Below are 17,584 nucleotides of genomic sequence, written 5' to 3'. Positions count from 1 at the left end.
CCGTTACGGTCGCGTCGTGCTCTCGACGCCGCCAGCCGGCTCCGTTTCTGTCTCGGACGCCGCTTGAGTCGCCCGCTCCCGGTCGAGTTCGCGTTCGCAGTGTTTGATGCGCGTCGCCAGCGCGAGAAAGAGCGCGAGGAGGGTGAACGTGACTTCGCCGCCGGCGACGACGCCGAGCGCGTCGGCGCCGAGGAACATGGGGGTATCACGCGCCACGGGGATAATCGTGTGATGGAGGTCGCCGGCGACCGGGACGAAGTAGTCGACGAGGAGGTTGCTCGCGTACCAGACGAGTGCGACGGCGACGGCTCGAACGGGGAAGTCGGTGATTCGGTGGAGGACGAACGCCTGGACGACCATCGCGAGGTGGCTCCAGAACAGGAACTGGTACATGAGCGGATCGAGGGGGGCGTAGGCGTCGGCGAACGCGAGCAGCGTGTACGGCGTCCAGAGGCCGAGGATGACGTTCCCGAAGAACGCGAGTGCGGTCAGCCACGGGAGTTCGTGGCCGAGCTTCCAGGCGGCGATGGCAAGCGCGATCAGCAGGGTCGCCATCGGACTGTCGGGAACCCACGGCCACAGTGCCGGCGGCGTTCCAGCGAACTGGCCGGAGTAGTACCAGAACCCGAAGGCCGTTCCGGCGAGATTGATCGCCACGACGAGCCACGCGAGGCGGAGTCCCAGATTTTCGATCGATCGCGGGACAGGTGCGAGATACCGCGGCAATCGGTCGCGGTCGCGGGTCGACTGCCTGGTCGACGGAGTCATCGGTTTCGTCCAGTTCGACGGACGGAGTCCGCAAAACAGTAGCGATTAGGTGCGAGCGGAGTTTCAAACACTGAACTATGTCCAAGATGATTCTATAAAACTGGACGTGGGCCGACCCACCATGGACCACGATAAACGAGTTGTAACAGAGACGTATCCGCAACAGACACGCGTAAGTGCGATGGGTGAAAACCCCACACTATGGCCGAGACCACCGATCTCGAGGAACTGCGACGCGGGACCGACCTCGTCAAGCGCGGCTTCGCACAGATGCAAAAGGGCGGCGTCATCATGGACGTCGTCAACCCCGAACAGGCCCGAATCGCCGAGGACGCCGGTGCAGTCGCCGTCATGGCGCTGGAAGCTGTCCCCGCAGATATCCGCAAGCGCGGCGGCGTCGCCCGCATGGCGGACCCCGCCGATGTCGCGGAGATCGTCGAGGAAGTCTCCATCCCGGTGATGGGCAAGGCCCGCATCGGACACACGAAGGAAGCCCAGATCCTGGAGGCCGTCGGCGTGGATATGATCGACGAGAGCGAGGTTCTCACGCCCGCCGACGACGCCTACCACATCGACAAGCGCGACTTTACGGCACCCTTCGTCTGCGGCGCGCGCAACCTCGGCGAGGCGCTGCGCCGAATCAACGAGGGTGCGGCGATGATCCGTACCAAGGGCGAAGCCGGCACCGGCGACGTCAACCAGGCCGTCCACCACCAGCGGACGATCAAGGGCGCGATCCGCGAGTTAGAGGGCATGACTCACGAGGAGCGTGAGGCCTACGCGCGCGAGATCGAAGCGCCCGCCGAGTTGGTCCACGAAACCGCGGAGATGGGCCGTCTCCCGGTCGTCAACTTCGCCGCCGGCGGGATCGCGACGCCCGCAGACGCGGCGCTCATGATGCACCACGAGTGCGACGGTATCTTCGTCGGCAGCGGGATCTTCGGCGCGGAGAATCCGCCCGTGATGGGCGAGGCGATCGTCCAGGCGACGAACAACTGGGACGACCCCGAAACGCTCGCCGAGATCTCGAAGAACCTCGGAAAAGGGATGAAGGGCGACGCGAACGCCGACCTGCCAGAAGAAGAGAAGTTGCAGGGGCGGGGCGTCTAAGACGAGTTCACCGTCGAATTGGTCCCGAATTGGCTGTCGGCGCAAAGATCTTCGGTACGTGGCCTCCAGTCGAACGACGGCTGCGCAGGTGACCGGTTTCTACTATCGACTCGAACGCCTGCGTTCGGCCAGTGTCAGTCCCAGGAATCCGAGATACGTTACCAGCGCACCCGCCATCGCCGAGAGGACGGGCGAGGGTGCGACCGTCGCCCCGCCGACGATCGCGAAGAGTGCAAGGCCGACCGCCGTGACCTGCACGGCCGGCCGCTCCCAGTACTCGCGGACGAGGGCAGGGTCTCGAGCGGCGATGAACTCGAACGCGATCGTTCCACACCCGCCACCGGCGGCAGAACGCAGCGATACCGACGCCTCGACGATCGCGAACGCGAGGCCGACGGCGGCGAGAACGAGTACCGAAAGAACCGCGTCAGTTCGTGTCCCCATTCTGCTTGCTCGGGCGAGACGACCGTACTCACTCCCGGTACAGCTGCGCGCCCGCACCGACGCGCGTCTGGTAGGCGCGACTCTCGATTCCTGCGGTGTCGAAGGCGTCGAGCATCGCCGAGGCGACCTGCCCTCGGTGGTCGGGGTGGCGACAGACTGCGAGCACGCCTGGCCCGGCACCGCTGACGGTCACGCCCGTGGCACCTGCATCAAGGGCGGCTTCTCGAACGTCCCCGTAGCCGTCGATGAGCGCGCTGCGTTCGGGCGTGACGATTTCGTCCGTCATACCCTGTCCGACGAGTTCGGGATCGTTCCGGGCCATACCGACGGCGAGCGTGGCGGCGCAGCTGACGGTGTCAACGATGTCGGAAAGCGGTGCCTGGTCGGGTACGACGTCACGCGCATCGCGCGTCGAGACGGTCGTTTCGGGAAGACAGACGACGAGCGGCAGGGAAGCGTCCACCTGTGTGACGTTACTGCCGGTATCGATATTGGAAACGATGGTAAAGCCGCCGAGAAGCGACGGTGCGACGTTGTCAGCGTGGGCTTCGCCCGAGACGAGCGCTTCGCCCTCCGCGGCGATCGGCACGAGTTCGTCGCGCGAGTAGCCGCGGTCGTAGAGTTCGTTGAGCGCGACGGCTGCGCCGGCCGCGCTCGCGGCCGAAGAGCCGAGGCCGGACGACGGGCGGATGCCCTTGTCGATCTCGATCCGAGCGGGGGCGTCGAGTGCGTCCGCGACGGCCCCGACGGTGTTCTTTGCCGGGTCCTCCGGGATGAATTCGCTGCCGGTGCCGGTCACGGTGATCGTCGTTTCTGGCGCGCGTTCGACGCGAACGATGTCGGCGGGTGCGCCGAGCGCGATACCGAAGACATCGAAGCCGCTGCCGAGGTTTGCGCTCGTCGCCGGAGCCCGCACGGTGAGCATGCCGTCTCATTTCCAGACTGCAGGCAAAAAGGTAGCGGACCGGACCGAACGCGACGGTGAACGGGTTCCGTTTCCAGTGCTGGTTCGGGTTCGGTTTCAGTACCGGTTCTGGCGTCAGTGCCAGTTCTGAGTGCAGTACCGGTAGCGGTGCCAATGACAGACAATCAGTGCTGGTCTCGAGACACTGACTGTCGACGGTGATCGTCAGGCGTCGTCGGCTGTGTCGTCGTCCGCTGCGTTGCCAAACGTGAACACGTCGTCGTCGGTCTCTGTTTCGTCGGTCGACTCCGTCTCTGTGTCCGCGGACTCGTCGACCTCACGATCCGCTTCGACTGATCCAAGCGGATCGATACTCTCGGTGTCGTCTTCGTCGAACGTGACAGCCTCGTCGGCCGTATCGTCACCGACGGCATCGTCAGCAGCCGCACCGTCGCTACCCACACCGAGTTCGGAATCGGTTTCGGCCGCCCCGTCGGCGTCGGTCTCGAACGCCAGCGGGTCCGGCGTCGCGTCTCCCGCGTCGGTCTCGTCACTCGTAGCCGTCGAGTCGTCGAACACCGGTCCGTCGAACGCCGACTGCTCGACCGTCTGCTCGCTGAACTCGTCTGCGTCGGAGCCGGACTCGCGCCCGGTTGCGACATCGGCAGTATCGACGGGTCCATCATCGTCAGTCTCGGCTTGAAGTGCAGCCGCGGATTCCGGTTCTGGCTCGGGTTCGTCTTCGACGGTGATGCTGTCGGTGGGGGTGTCGTCCGTGGTGTCGGTATCGGTGTCGGTGTCGACGGCACCGTCAAACGTCGGCTCATCGAACTCGAGTCCCGTTTCGGTCTCCTCGATCGTCACGTCCAGATCGAGTGCAGCCTGCTCGACGTCGGTCTCGAACCGATCGAGGGCGGCGGAGAGCTGGGCGGACTGCTCGGAGAGGTTCGAGGCGGAGTTCGTGACTTCCGTCAGCGCCGTCGTCTGTTCCTCGGCGGCCGCGGCGACGTTTTCGGCCTCCGAGGTCGTCTCCTCGGAGACGGTTGCCGCGTCGTCGACCATCGCAACGACCTCCTGGGTCGAGGCCGCCTGTTGTTCGGTCGCCGCGGAGATTTCCTGTACGCCGATATTCGTCTCCTGGGCGAGATCGGTGATTTCTTCGAGTGCATCGACGGCCGCCGTGACGCGCTCGCTCGCGGCGTCGATGTTTGAACTCGTTCCCTCGACCTCGGCGGCGGACTGTTCGGTGCGCTTGCGGATCGCTTCGAGGCGGTCTTCGGCTTCGTCGGCCGCCTCCGCAACGTCCTCGGAGAGCGCCTTGACTTCCGTGGCGACGACGGAGAAGCCTTCTTCGTCCTCGCTGGTGACCGTGCGGGAGGCCTCGATATTCGCGTTCAGCGCCAGCATGTTCGTCTGGCGGGCGATTTCGGAAATCGTGGCGATCAGGTCGTCGATCTGCTGGACCTCGTCTTCGAGGCGCTGTATTTCTTCGACAGCACCGCCGGCCTCGGACTCGATGTCTTCCATCGCGGTGATTGCTTCTTGGGCGGCTTCCTGGCCCTCCTGGCCGGTTTCGACCGTCCGTTCGGCGATGTCTGCGACCTGGTTCGAGGAGGCCGCGATCTCTTCGGTCGTCGTCGAGAGGGCACTCATCTCCTGGTTGACCGACTGCAGCGACTCGTTCTGCTGTTCTGCCCCCTCGGAGATTTCCTGAATCGACTCCGAAACCTGTTGGGAGGCCGATCGGACCTCCTCGCTCGAGGCGGTCACCTGCTCGGAGGCCGTCGCAACGTCGGTCGCGAACTGGTTCAGTCCGGCCACCGTCTGCTCGATTTCCTCGAGCATGACGTTGAAGTCCGTCGCGATGTCGGCCATCGCCTCGTTCTCGCTGTCGGCGTCCATCCTGGCGGTCAGGTCGCCGTCGGCGGCCGCCTCCATCACGTCGCTGTACTCGTCCGCCTGCCGTTCGAGGTGCGTGTTGATCTCCGCGATCCGCTCGCGCTCGAGTTCAGCTTCTTCGCGGGCCGTCTCCGCCTCCTCGATCTGTTCGCGCAATGCGCCACGCATCGAGTCAAACCCGTCGTAGAGGCGGCCGATATTGTCGATACGCTTGGTCTCGAGGTCGACGTCGAGATCACCCTCTTCCATCTGTCCGGCTTTGTTCGTTAGCCGGTCGATCGAAACGGCCGTATTCCGGCCCAGCACCGCACCGACCATTCCGACCATCAACACGCCGATGAAGGTCGCGATGTATCCCCACTCGCTGATCGTGCTGACGAAGCCGTAGGCCTGATCGGTCGGCTCGTGGGTGAGGACGACCCAGTCGGTGCCGTAGACCCGTGCCGAACTGGCAACGTACTCCTCGCTATCGAACTCGTACGTGTCGAGGACGCCGGCGGCCTCGCCGGAGACCTCCCGCGTACTTGCACCCTCCGTCAGTGCCGAATCGATCAGGTCAGTGTTGCCGTCGTAGGGCTGACCGAGTGTCTCGTAGTCCCCGCCGTAGTCGGCGTTGTCGAGGATGATTTCGTTGTTGGATCCGGCGTCGACAACGACGGTTGCGACCTGGTCGTCGTCCTGGAATTGGTTGCCGTACGCTTCGAGTTCAGCCGTGTAGACGAGCGCCCGGTCGTCCGCGTTGGGAACGGAGAGGACGTAGGTGATGACCGACGACTCCTCGCCGAGTTCACCTTCGAGAACCTGTGGGCTGGAAACCCAGGGGACCTGGGTCGTTGCCTGGTCGTAGGCGTCGTCCGAGACGGTTTCGAGTCCGGTTGCGGATTGGCCCCGGAGTTCGTCCTCGGTGCTCGCGAGGACCGTCTCGTCGGCGGTGTCGACGTAGCTGATCGAGAAGGTGTCGACATCGAGGTGTTCCTCCCAATCGAGGAGGCGCTGTTCGATCGCGTCGGCGTCGTCGCTGGCGACGACATCGGAGTGAGCGAACGTCGCGATCGTCTGTTCGTTCTGTTCGTTCCACATCTGCAGTCCCTGTGCTTCTTGGCCGGCGAACGCGGTCTGATCGGCCTGGGTGCGCTGTTCTACCTCGTTGGTAATGCCAGCGGTCGCACCGATTCCGATCAGGCCGATCGACAGTCCGATCACCAGCAACGCGATCCCGAATTTGACCGCGTACCGGCGTCGAATTGCCGACGGCACTACACGTCGAATATCCATCGATAGTCAACGCGTGCGGTGGTCGGTACATAAAAGGTGATCCACAGTTATCAGCACCGATAATCGAACGGGGGTGTTGCCCGCTCGTCTGGCAGCATCCTGGTATGTGCGAACGTGACTCGTATCAAGCGTCACAGTGAGGGTTCGTGTCGGGATAGTTTCTAAACGAGCTTTTGAGTGATAGTTGATAAAACGGGGTGACGGTGTAGATGCGCGCCAGTCCCGCTCTCGCGTAAACCTCTCCGGAACCGTTAAGAAACATAGGTCGAAAGAACAGTCCAGTATGACGGACTTTGATCGGGAACGGACGACCCCGACCGCTGCTGGGAAGCAGTCCCAGCACAGTCTTCGGCGGCGTCAACTTCTCGCGACGGCGGCCGGCACGGCCGCGCTCTCCACGGCAGGGTGTACGGACACGTACGAAACTATCGTCGGCAGTGAAACCGAGGACGGAGAGACGGTGACGATCGGCGTCCTCGCTCCCGAACCAGAAAGCGACTTCAACGGTCGCGCGATCGCTCGCTCGGCCCGTGTCGCCCGCGATCTCCTCAACGAAACAGGCGGTATCAACGGTCGCACGGTCGAACTGGCGGTCGGGAACACGAGCGGCAGCCCGCTTGAGGCCCGCCGGGAATACCAGCGGCTCGTTCTCGAGGAGGACGCGGCCGTCACGATCGGCGTCTCGACGAGCGAAGTCCTCGAGGCGATCATCGACGATATCGCGGAACAGGAGACGCTTCACATCACCGCCGGTGCCGCAACCTCCAGCGTGAGCGAACTCGTCCGCGAGGACTACGAGCAGTACAAGTACCACTTCCGCGCCGGGCCGGTCAACGACTACGACCTCGGGCAGGCCCAGATCGACTTCCTCGGCGACATGGCACCCGACCTGGGCTGGGACTCGATCGCGCTGCTGGCCGAGGATTACGAGTGGAACCGCGGCGCGTGGGAAACCTTCCACGACGAACAGTCGGCGATCGATCTCGAGATTGCTATGGAAGAGCGATATCCGCCGGCAACCGACGACTTCTCGGGCATCTACGAGACGGCCGAAGCCGAGGGTGCCGACGCCGTCTTCATCTCGACCGCCCACACCGGTACCGACGCCGTCGTCGACTGGACGGCCCAGGAACCTGAACTCGAGTTCGGCGGGATCCACGTGCCGATGCAGCTGCCGACCTACTACGACGCGGTCGGCGGCGCCTGTCGGTTTGCGGTCGGACAGAGCAGCGCACCGCTCGGTGCGGAGGTAACGGCGGAAACGCCGACCTTCGAGGACGCGTATCAGGACGCCTACGGCGAATCCTCGCCGGTCTACACTGGCTACTTCGCCTACGACGCGGTCGCGCTGTTCGCCGAGGCGGCCGCGCAGGCGGAGACAGTCGATTCCGCCGACCTCGTGCCGGTGCTCGAGGACATCGAGTTCACCGGCAGCGCCGGGCAGATCGAGTTCTACGGCCGGGATCACGAGTTCCCGCACGACCTCGCGTACAACCGGGGCGACACGCTGTACTTCCAGTGGCAGGAAGACGATGCAGGGAACGGCACCCAAGAAGTCATCTGGCCTGACGAGCACGCGACGACGGAGTACGTCGAACCGGACTGGCTCTACTGACCGGTTCGAAGGCGAGCTGAACTCGACCGCGGTTGACGCATCTCGAGCGATTGGTCAGCGCCCGGAACTGATACTATCCGTGACTTATTATGTGAGGAGTGAGGCGAGTGCCGGCGGTCAGCAGGGGTGAAGCGGGATCGACCACACTGGCCGCGTCGGCGAAGCACCGTCTCGGAAACAGCGCGAGGTGATCGACCGTCCCGGCGCTCAGTTCTCGCCGTCGCCGCCGCTCTCGTTTTCGTTCTCGGGCGCGTTCGTCCCGGCGTCATCGCGGACGCCGACCGCCTGCGAAACGTCAACGTCAGCGGGTTCGTCCCGCCCGCCGACGACGGTCTCACCCGACTCGGTTTCGACGTAGACGTCGTCCGCAAAGCCGCCCTCCGCGTGGGGATGGACGGGATCATCGAGTTTCTCGGGCGTCGATGGGGCCTCGGTCAGTCCCGCCGGCGGCGCGAACTGGCCGAGCGGCTCATCGATCGTAATGTCCCAGCGCTCGAAGAACTCGCGGTAGCGGTCGTAGTGGGCGTCGAGTTCGTCAGTGGGGAATTCCATCATTTCGGTCCAGCCGTGGTTGTAGAAGTCGAACGCGGCCTGGATGTGGGTGATTTCGCGGGCTTCGGCCTCGGAGTAGCCGTCCTTGAGCGCCCGCAGGTAGGTGTCGATCGTGGCCTCGAAGAGGTCGTCGAGGTGGTCCTCGCGCTCGTCGGCGTGGGCGGGGTCTGCTTTGTCGAGGAAAACGCCCGTGTGGAGACGGACGAGTCCGGCGGTGGCGACGGATCGAACGACGGGCGTCTGGAGCGCCGTTCGGGAGGCGAAGTGGCGCGCGTTCTGGCGGAGTTTCATAGCGGATAGTACGGTGGCGTCCCTAAAGAGCGGTTCGGGACGGTGTTGATCACGCGGTTCGGGTGTCGGTTCAGCACCGGACTGGTATTACCAATGTTCACAAGCATCGGGCTGAAACTGACAATTGTTGCAATCTTCAGGGTCGAACGGGAAAATGAACGAGATAGCAATCCACTTTAACCCGCATTACGAACGGTCGAGATATGACAGACTACGTCATCATCGGGGACGGTATCTCGGGCAGTTCGGCTGCCGAGACCCTCCGGGAAGAAGACCCGGAGTCATCGATCACCGTCATCACCGATGAGGGGGAGTCGCTGTACAATCGCATTCTCATCAAGGAACACGCGAAGGGCAAACTTCCCGAAGCACCGATCTCGATTCACGACGAAGAGTGGTACGAAGAGCGTGACATCGACCTCTCGCTCAACACGCACGTGACGACGGTCGATCCGGACGAGAAGATCGTCCACACCCACGAGGGGGAGGACATCACCTACGATAAGCTGCTTATCGCGACCGGCGGAACGCCGACCCAGCTGCCGGTCGACGACAGCGATGCCGAGGGCGTCCACCACTTCTGGACGTTCCAGGACGCCCGTCGCATCCGCGAGAGCGCGGAAGCCGCGGAGAACGGCGTCATCGTCGGTGCTGGACTCCTCGGTATCGACTTCGCCGCCGTCTGTGGCGCACAGGGCGTCGAGGGCAAGTACCTCATGCGCGGCGACCGCTGGTGGCGCTACGCGCTCTCCGGGGACGGCGCGGAGATCATGCACGAGGGCATGCGCGAGAAGGGCGTCGAACCGGTCTTCGACAGCGGCGTCGACCACTTCGAGACCGACGCGGACGGACAGGTCACCGCCGCCGTCGACCCGAACGGCGAGCGATACGAGTGTGACTTCGCCGGCGTCGCGATCGGGCTGACGTTCAACACCGAGTTCCTCCGCGGGGTCGGCCTCGAGATGAACAACGGCATCGTCGTCGACGAGTTCATGCAGACGAACGTCGACGATATCTACGCGGCGGGAGACATTACTCGCTTCTACGACGTGCTGCTCGACGAAGAGGCCCAGAACGGGTCCTGGGGATCGGCGAAGGAGCAGGGTCGCGTCGCGGCGGTCAATATGGCTGCAGACGACGAGGACGAAGTGTTCGAGTGGGTTTCGTCGTACTCGATTACGCACTTTGACTTCCCGTTTCTCTCCTTCGGTCATCCGACGCTCGGTGACGAACACGTCGAACGCCGGTACAGCGACACCGAGTGGCGACGCATCGCGATCAAGGACGGCAAGATCGTCGGCGGTGTGCTCATCGGCGATCTCTCGCCGCAGCGGACGCTCAAGCAGTTGATGCGCGAACAGCGCGATATCGGCGAGCAGGCGGAGGTCCTTCTCGAGCCGTCCGTCGAAATCGACGACCTCGCGCCTGCACAGAGCCAGGAGCAGTAAGGTTCCTTCGCAGTTTTGCGTCGGTACCGATCTCAGCCCGTCATCGAACGATCGTCACTGGAACCGGTGCTCGACGAACGACCTGTTCCGCGACACTTCCCAGTAGCGCCCGCGAGACTCCCGTCCGGCCGTGACTGCCGATGACGATCCGATCGACGGCGTGTTCGCGAGCGTAGTCGACGATCGTGCGGGCCGGTCGTCCCTCGACCAGTTCGGTCGCCACCGACTGCTCGGCCGCCGCGGCGCGGTCGTGAGCCGCCTCGAACAGGCCCGTCGCTCGCTCTCGGCGTTGCTCGAGCAGCGGTCCGGCACCCAGATGCGCGAACTCGCCGTAGCTGCTCTCCGAGAGGGAGATGGTGTGAAGAACGGTAATCTCGTCGTCCGGGTGCTCCCTGAGGGCGTACTCGAGCGCGGCCCAGCCCGGCTCGGAGTCGTCGAGCGCGACGAGCAGGTGCATAGGTGGTTCTACGGCACCTGGCTACTTGAATGACACTTAGTGACACACGCTCTGTGAACTGGGACTGTAAGGACGCGATTTCGAGGAGTGCGTTGGTCTGTCCCCTATCCGATCCTTGCAAGGCCAACGCTCGAAACAAACTGTGTCGCTGCGGTACGACGTGTGAGAAACTCACAATGAGCACGAAATCACCCACCGAGGCGGACGTGCTTCGGCCGATCCGGCAAACATCGACCGTATACTACGTTCTCGTTGCCATTGCCGGGTTGGCGTTCGGGCTCTTTCTCCTCGGGTGGGGCTATCAGCTCACGGAGGGGATGGTCGTCACCGGGCTGGGTGACTGGGGGACCGGCGGCGGCGTCACGTGGGGAATCTACATCGGCGCGTTCATCTGGTGGGTCGGGATCGCCCACGGCGGCATCATCCTCTCCGCTGCCGTCCGACTGCTCGGCATGGACCGCTATATGCCGATCGCTCGCCTGGCCGAACTGCTTACCATCGGTGCGCTCTCCGCCGCCGCGTTCTACATCGTCGTCCACCTCGGCCGACCAGATCGGATGGTCACGAGCATCGCCGGTCACTACCACATCACCGTCCACGCGTCGCCGCTGGTGTGGGACGTGACCGTCATCACGGCCTACTTCGTGCTGACGGCGACGTATCTCGCCCTGACGCTTCGGTACGACATCAGCCGGCTGCAGTCCGATCTGCCGGATCGCTTCAATCCGATCTACAGCATGCTGACAATCGGCTACACCGAACGCGAGGACGAGGTCGTCCAGCGGATGGTCTGGTGGATCGCACTGGCCATCATCATCATGGCACCACTGCTGCTCCACGGCGGCGTGATCCCGTGGCTGTTCGCCGTGCTCCCGACTATGCCGCGGTGGTTCGGCGGCGTCCAGGGACCGCAGTTTCTCACCATCGCCCTGACCTCCGCGATCAGCGGCGTTATTCTCCTCGCCAGCGCCTTCCGTCGCGCATACGACTGGGACCACATCATCACCGACGACATCTTCCGCGGACTCACGCTCTGGCTCGGCTTCTTCAGCCTCCTGTTCCTGTGGCTCCAACTACAGCAGATACTCACCGGCACCTTCTCCCCGCCGACCGACCTGGGTCACGTCTGGGCAGCGTCCCTCGGTAGCCCCATCTACCTCACCTCGATGACGCTCGTTAGTCTCACCCTCGCGTACATCTTTGCACAGACGATTCGCCCCGCGCTGTTTACCCGCCGGCGCGCCGCCATCGCCGCCGTTGCGATCCTCCTCGGGACGATCCTCGAGAAGGTCCTATTCGTCGTCGAGGGCCTGGAGTACCCCGCGTTCGAAATCTACGCCGCAACACCCGGCCACTACATTCCCAGCCTGATCGAGTTCGCCTCGCTCACCGGGACGATCGGCATGGTCTCGTTGTTCTTCCTCCTCGTCGCCAAGGTCGTCCCCGTCGTCGAACTCCACGCGATCGAACACCTCCGCCTCGAACGCGGCGAAGACGACGAGCACCGAGAGTCCGGCACCGGATCACCGACGCGCGACTGACCGAGTCACCCTCCCGCGTCGCCGTCGCGCCGTCCCTGCGCTCGCCCGCGATCCCGTTCCAGACATCGAAACGCAATCATCCAACAGGCACCGTGCACCGAAACTTGATTACCCAGTAGACGGATCGTCGCCCATGGTCGACAAGACCGCCGTTCGACGCGGGTACGACGAACTCGCGGAGACGTACGCCGCGGAACGAACGGCGAACGAGGACGGGCGCGAACGCGACGTGCTCACGACCGTTCTACGCTCGCTGGAGACGCCGACGCGGGTGCTCGACGCCGGCTGCGGGCAAGGAACGCCCGTTCTCCGCGACCTCGACGGGGACGGACCTCGAACCGGCGACGGGAACGGAGACGGGAACGCGAACGAAGACGGAAACGGAGACGGAGACACCGACGAAAACGGAACCCGCGACGCAATCGGCATCGACGTCTCGCGCACCCAACTCGAACTCGCCGCGGAGAACGCGCCGACGGCATCCCTCTCGCAGGGCGATATGACGCGACTCCCCCTTCGCGACGACTGCTGTGACGCCGTCACCGCGCTCCACTCGCTGATCCACGTGCCGCTCGCGGACCACCGGGCGGTCATCGACGAGTTCAGTCGCGTCCTGCGGCCGGGCGGTCGCGTGCTCGTCTCGGAGGGGGCGAGCGAGTGGACCGGGACGAATCCCGACTGGCTCGACAGCGGTGTCGAGATGCAGTGGCACATCGCCGGCATCGAGGCGACGCGAGAGCAGTTACGGGCGGCCGGCTTTACGATTACCGACGAGTGGGGGACGACGGAGTCGTTCGCCGACCAGGACGAGCACTGGCGGTATCTGGCCGCTGAACTCGACGCCAAAAGAGCGACGTCCGGGCTGCCGACAACGCGTCACTCGGAGTAGCCTTCCTGCAGGAAGGTCCCCTCCGTCTCGTACATCGACACCAGTTCTGCGATGAGTTCTTCGGGGGACTGGCCCGGCTCACGGTGTTCGTCGAGTCGGTCCTTGAGATCGTCGCTGATTTCGAGTGTGTGGCTCATTGTAGCGTTGATCTGGTGGTCTGCTCTATCGAGCCGAGGCTCCGATTCTGCGTTTTGGCTCGAACCGCGCTCGCGGCGGTCAGCGTGGAAAGAGCACCGCAGTAGCGTCCACGGGTGCCAGCAGTATATACTCCGGGGACGCTATTGCCACGCCGTGCGAGCCAGCAGGAGACGGCCGGAGCGTTATCCGCGATATCGACCTATCGGTTCGTATGACAGCACCACTGACCGAAGACGACGTCGGCAAGACGGTCGTCGATGCGGAAGGAAAAGAACTCGGGATCGTTGCGAAAGTCGACGGGAATCGCGCCGCCGTCGATCCCAATCCGTCGATCGCAGAACACCTGCTTGCCTCCCTCGGCTGGGAGGGCAAAGACGAAGAGGACTACACCGTCACGGAGGAGATGCTCGCGTCGGTCGGCGACGACGTCGTGCTTCGAGGCGACCTTTAACTGTTCTCGTCCGGCCGCTTGTCACCGCCGGTGACATCGCTTCCGTCCGCCGGCTCGCCGCTCGAACTCGCAGCCGCGGCCTCGTACACCGTCTGCCGATCCTCGAAGTATACCGGTGCGTCGCGGTCGGCCTCGAAGTGGATGACCCGTTCCAGCGCTTCCTGCCCGTCCGTTACGTCCGACTGGAGTTCGGCCCCGAGTTCAGTGTAGTCGGCCGCGAGTTGCTGGAAGGCTTCCATTCGCGTCTGCTTTGCCTCGACGAGAAACTGTTTTTCCTCGACGTCGTTCTCAAGGGCTTCGATCTCCTCGAGATCGGTATCGGTTGCGTTCGGACCCGCGGCTCCGGTAGCGCCCGTCGGCGACGGTGTCTTCGTCCCGTTGACGCCCGACGACTGCGCCTCGAGTCGCGACCGGATCTCGGCCATGTCCGCGTCGATGTCGTCGAGCAGGTCGTCGGCCTCCTCGCGCATGGTCTCGACGTGACCGCTGAGCAGCCCCGCCTGCGTCCGACAGTACTCGACGAACTCGTCGACCGACAGTGTCGGCTCGTTCCCGCTGTCGTCGCTCATGGATGACTGTTCGGGCTACCGACCGAAGATACTTTGGTCGGACCGGGCCACCGCACAGTACAGCAGGAATAGTTACCAATGACCACGTCATTCGGCTTTCAGACCCGTTAAGTTGCTTCGGCTACTGACACAACTACAATGAATCGAGCACCGGTACTGCGACCACCGTTCTCCCGTCGTCCGACGAGTGCAGACCGATGAGCAAGGAGACAATCGAAGTACGCGGGGCGGAAGAGCACAACCTGAAGGATCTCGACGTGACGATCCCCCGCGAGGAGTTCACCGTCGTCACCGGCCTCTCGGGATCGGGCAAGTCTTCGCTGGCGTTCGAGACCGTCTACGCCGAGGGCCAGCGCCGGTACATCGAGAGCCTCTCGGCCTACGCCAGGAACTTCCTTGGGCAGATGGACAAGCCACAGGTCGAGACCGTCGAGGGCCTCTCGCCGGCGATTTCGATCGACCAGAAGAACGCCGCGAACAATCCGCGCTCGACGGTGGGGACCGTCACGGAACTCCACGACTACCTTCGCCTGCTGTACGCCCGCGTCGGCACGCCACACTGTCCCGAGTGCGGCCGCGAGGTCGGCGAGCAGTCGGCCCAGAACATGGTCGAGCGCATCCTCGAACTCCCCGAGGGGACGAAGGCCAAACTCGCCGCGCCCGTCGTCCGCGACCAGAAGGGGGCCTTCGAGGACCTCTTTGATGAACTCGTCTCGGAGGGCTACGCTCGCGTCGAGGTCGACGGCGAGGAACACGATTTGACGCTCGATACGCCCGACCTGGACGAGAACTTCGATCACACCGTCGACGTGATCGTCGACCGCGTGACGGTCTCGACCGAGGATCGCCCGCGGATCGTCGACAGCGTCGAGACGGCGCTGGACGAAGCCGAGGGCGTGCTGAAGGTCATCCTCCCGGACGCGCCCGAGGAAGTTGCGGCTGAACTCGGCGAGGAGGCTCGTCGGACGGGCGCGCTGGGCGAGGAAGTCGAGGAAGACGACCGCTTCGTCGTCGAGTTCTCGAAGGATCTGGCCTGTACCCACTGCGGGATCGACGTGCCGGAGATCGAGACGCGCTCTTTTTCCTTTAACTCGCCCCACGGAGCCTGTCCCGAGTGTGAGGGCCTGGGCGAGACGAAGGAGGTCGACGAGGACCTGGTCGTCCAGGATCCCTCGAAGCCGGTCAAGCACGTCTTCGAGGCCTGGAGCTACAACCGGTCGTACTACCAAACTCGTCTCGATTCCGTCGCCGAGCACTTCGACGTGTCGCTGACGACGCCGTTCGAGGACCTCGACGAGGACGTACAACGGCAGTTCCTCTACGGTACCGACCGCGAAGTCGTCTTCAAGCGCAGCACGAAAAACGGTACTCGACGCAAACAAAAGCGCTTCGAGGGCGTTATTCCGAACCTCGAACGGCGGTACATCGAGACCGATTCGGACTCGACCCGCGAGCACATCGAGGACTACATGTCGGTCACGGAGTGTCCTGCCTGCGACGGAACGCGGCTGAAGCCCGCCTCCAGAGCAGTGCTGGTCGACGACGCCGCCATCACCGAGATCAACGCGATGAGCATCGGCGACGCGCTCGCGCACTTCGAGTCGATGGAAGCCGACCTCACCGAGCGCGAGCGGGTCATCGCCGAGGAGATCCTAAAGGAGATCCGCGCCCGCCTCAGTTTCATGGTCGAAGTCGGCCTCGAGTACCTCACCCTCGATCGGGAGGCCTCGACGCTCTCGGGCGGCGAGAGCCAGCGCATCCGCCTGGCGACCCAGATCGGTTCCGGTCTCGTCGGCGTCCTCTACGTGCTCGACGAGCCCTCGATCGGGCTCCACCAGCGGGATAACGACCGGCTGCTCGATACCCTAGAAGAGCTTCGCGACCTGGGCAACACCCTGCTCGTCGTCGAGCACGACGAGGAGACGATGCGCCGCGCGGACAACGTCATCGACATGGGGCCCGGCCCCGGCAAGCGCGGCGGCGAAGTCGTCGTCAACGGCTCCGTCGAGGACGTCAAAGCCTGCGACGAGTCGATCACCGGCGACTACCTCTCCGGCCGCCGGCAGATTCCGGTCCCAGAGGAGCGCCGCGACCCCGACGGGGCGCTGACGATACTCGGCGCGCGCCAGCACAACCTCTCGAACCTGGACGTGGACATCCCGCTCGGAAACTTTACGGCGATCACCGGCGTCTCGGGCTCCGGCAAGTCCACGCTCATGCACGACGTGCTCTACAAAGGCCTCGCCCGCGAGATGAACGACAACACGAGCGTCATTCCCGGCGATCACGACGAACTCGAGGGACTCGACCAGATCGAAACCGTGCGGCTGATCGACCAGTCGCCGATCGGTCGTACCCCCCGCTCGAACCCCGCCACGTACACCGGCGTCTTCGACTACATCCGAGACCTGTTCGCCCAGACCAAACTGGCGAAACAGCGCGGCTACGAGAAGGGCCGCTTCTCCTTCAACGTCAAAGAGGGACGCTGCGAGGAGTGTGGCGGACAGGGCACCGTGAAGATCGAGATGAACTTCCTCTCGGACGTCTACGTCCCCTGTGAGGAATGCGGCGGCGAGCGCTACAACGACGCCACCCTCGATGTCACCTACAAAGGCAAGACCATCTCCGACGTGCTCGATATGAGCGTCGAGGAAGCCTACGAGTTCTTCGAATCCTCGAGCCAGATCCGCCGCCGGCTCAAATTGCTGCAGGATGTCGGACTCGATTACATGAAACTCGGCCAGCCCTCGACGACGCTCTCGGGCGGCGAGGCCCAGCGGATCAAGCTCGCAGAAGAACTCGGCAAGAAAGATTCCGGCGAGACGCTGTACCTGCTCGACGAGCCGACGACCGGCCTGCACTCGGCCGACGAGCGTAAACTCGTCGACGTGCTCCACCGGCTGACCGACAACGGCAACACCGTCGTCGTCATCGAACACGAACTCGACCTCGTGAAAAACGCCGATCACATCATCGACCTCGGTCCCGAGGGCGGCGAAGACGGCGGCAACGTCGTCGCCACGGGCACCCCCGAGGACGTGGCCCGACTCGATGACTCCCACACCGGGCGCTACCTACGCGACCTGCTGCCCGACGTTGAACTCGACGGACCGCGCGGCGAGCGCGTCGAACCGGTTTCGGCACCGATGGACGACGACTGATACCGCGCGCAACGCCATCTCGCACACAGCCGCAAATCCGAACGATTACCGAGGTCGACTACAAAGACGGAC

15 protein-coding genes are annotated in these 17,584 nt (G+C 64.1%); 7 read left to right on the top strand and 8 right to left on the bottom strand.

Annotated elements, in window-relative coordinates; genetic code table 11:
* Positions 1-3: 3 nt before the first annotated feature.
* Positions 4-768 carry a DUF1405 domain-containing protein gene (locus SM755_RS07725; RefSeq protein WP_323172155.1) on the bottom strand — a complete coding sequence of 255 codons (765 nt, stop codon included), beginning with the start codon at positions 766-768 and terminating at the stop codon, positions 4-6.
* A 201-nt stretch (positions 769-969) separates the two neighbouring features.
* Here SM755_RS07725 and pdxS point away from each other — a divergent pair, with 201 nt between their 5' ends.
* Positions 970-1,878: a pyridoxal 5'-phosphate synthase lyase subunit PdxS gene (gene pdxS / locus SM755_RS07720; protein ID WP_323172154.1), complete on the top strand. Its 909-nt coding sequence runs from the start codon at positions 970-972 to the stop codon at positions 1,876-1,878.
* A 102-nt stretch (positions 1,879-1,980) separates the two neighbouring features.
* Here the strand turns inward: pdxS and SM755_RS07715 are convergent, their stop codons facing one another.
* The 3 genes from SM755_RS07715 to SM755_RS07705 form a co-directional block, all read right to left on the bottom strand.
* On the bottom strand, positions 1,981-2,322 hold the full coding sequence (locus SM755_RS07715) for a hypothetical protein (RefSeq protein ID WP_323172153.1): 342 nt from the start codon (positions 2,320-2,322) through the stop codon (positions 1,981-1,983).
* Between the two features lie 28 nt (positions 2,323-2,350).
* Entirely contained in the window at positions 2,351-3,247 is an 897-nt protein-coding gene (locus SM755_RS07710; RefSeq protein ID WP_323172152.1) for a homoserine kinase, read from the bottom strand.
* Positions 3,248-3,451: 204 nt separating this feature from the next.
* Entirely contained in the window at positions 3,452-6,400 is a 2,949-nt protein-coding gene (locus SM755_RS07705; RefSeq protein ID WP_323172151.1) for a methyl-accepting chemotaxis protein, read from the bottom strand.
* Positions 6,401-6,683: 283 nt separating this feature from the next.
* On the opposite strand from SM755_RS07705, the gene SM755_RS07700 reads away from it, so the two are divergent.
* Positions 6,684-8,015 carry an ABC transporter substrate-binding protein gene (locus SM755_RS07700; protein WP_323172150.1) on the top strand — a complete coding sequence of 444 codons (1,332 nt, stop codon included), beginning with the start codon at positions 6,684-6,686 and terminating at the stop codon, positions 8,013-8,015.
* Between the two features lie 207 nt (positions 8,016-8,222).
* On the opposite strand, the gene SM755_RS07695 is transcribed toward SM755_RS07700, so the two are convergent.
* Complete coding sequence (locus tag SM755_RS07695; protein ID WP_323172149.1) at positions 8,223-8,858, bottom strand: DUF6149 family protein; 636 nt, start codon at positions 8,856-8,858, stop codon at positions 8,223-8,225.
* Positions 8,859-9,061: 203 nt separating this feature from the next.
* Between SM755_RS07695 and SM755_RS07690 the strand changes: the two genes are divergently transcribed.
* Positions 9,062-10,306 carry an NAD(P)/FAD-dependent oxidoreductase gene (locus SM755_RS07690; RefSeq protein WP_006665803.1) on the top strand — a complete coding sequence of 415 codons (1,245 nt, stop codon included), beginning with the start codon at positions 9,062-9,064 and terminating at the stop codon, positions 10,304-10,306.
* Positions 10,307-10,346: 40 nt separating this feature from the next.
* Here SM755_RS07690 and SM755_RS07685 read toward each other — a convergent pair whose 3' ends face one another.
* Positions 10,347-10,763: a universal stress protein gene (locus SM755_RS07685; RefSeq protein ID WP_006665802.1), complete on the bottom strand. Its 417-nt coding sequence runs from the start codon at positions 10,761-10,763 to the stop codon at positions 10,347-10,349.
* 176 nt (positions 10,764-10,939) lie between these two features.
* Between SM755_RS07685 and nrfD the strand changes: the two genes are divergently transcribed.
* Entirely contained in the window at positions 10,940-12,304 is a 1,365-nt protein-coding gene (gene nrfD, locus SM755_RS07680) for an NrfD/PsrC family molybdoenzyme membrane anchor subunit (protein WP_323172148.1), read from the top strand.
* A 133-nt stretch (positions 12,305-12,437) separates the two neighbouring features.
* Positions 12,438-13,193 (top strand): methyltransferase domain-containing protein, encoded by a 756-nt coding sequence (locus SM755_RS07675; protein WP_323172147.1) that lies wholly within the window; start codon positions 12,438-12,440, stop codon positions 13,191-13,193.
* Here SM755_RS07675 and SM755_RS07670 read toward each other — a convergent pair.
* The gene (locus SM755_RS07670) at positions 13,181-13,330 is read right to left on the bottom strand and encodes a hypothetical protein (RefSeq protein WP_006665799.1); all 150 of its coding nucleotides are present in this window, start codon (positions 13,328-13,330) and stop codon (positions 13,181-13,183) included. The genes SM755_RS07675 and SM755_RS07670 overlap by 13 nt on opposite strands.
* Positions 13,331-13,542: 212 nt before the next feature.
* On the opposite strand from SM755_RS07670, the gene SM755_RS07665 reads away from it, so the two are divergent.
* On the top strand, positions 13,543-13,782 hold the full coding sequence (locus SM755_RS07665) for a PRC-barrel domain-containing protein (protein ID WP_006665798.1): 240 nt from the start codon (positions 13,543-13,545) through the stop codon (positions 13,780-13,782).
* Here the strand turns inward: SM755_RS07665 and SM755_RS07660 are convergent.
* Positions 13,779-14,351, bottom strand: coding sequence for a hypothetical protein (locus SM755_RS07660; RefSeq protein ID WP_323172146.1), 573 nt, complete (start codon positions 14,349-14,351; stop codon positions 13,779-13,781). The genes SM755_RS07665 and SM755_RS07660 overlap by 4 nt on opposite strands.
* A gap of 197 nt (positions 14,352-14,548) precedes the next feature.
* Between SM755_RS07660 and uvrA the strand changes: the two genes are divergently transcribed.
* Positions 14,549-17,512, top strand: a complete 2,964-nt coding sequence (gene uvrA / locus SM755_RS07655) for an excinuclease ABC subunit UvrA (protein WP_323172145.1) — start codon at positions 14,549-14,551, stop codon at positions 17,510-17,512.
* Positions 17,513-17,584 lie beyond the last annotated feature (72 nt).

This window comes from Natrialba sp. PRR66, assembly GCF_034808065.1.
Taxonomy (GTDB): Archaea; Halobacteriota; Halobacteria; order Halobacteriales; family Natrialbaceae; genus Natrialba; species Natrialba aegyptia.
Note: the sequence above shows the minus strand (reverse complement) of the source record. Positions and strands in the feature narration are given on the sequence as shown.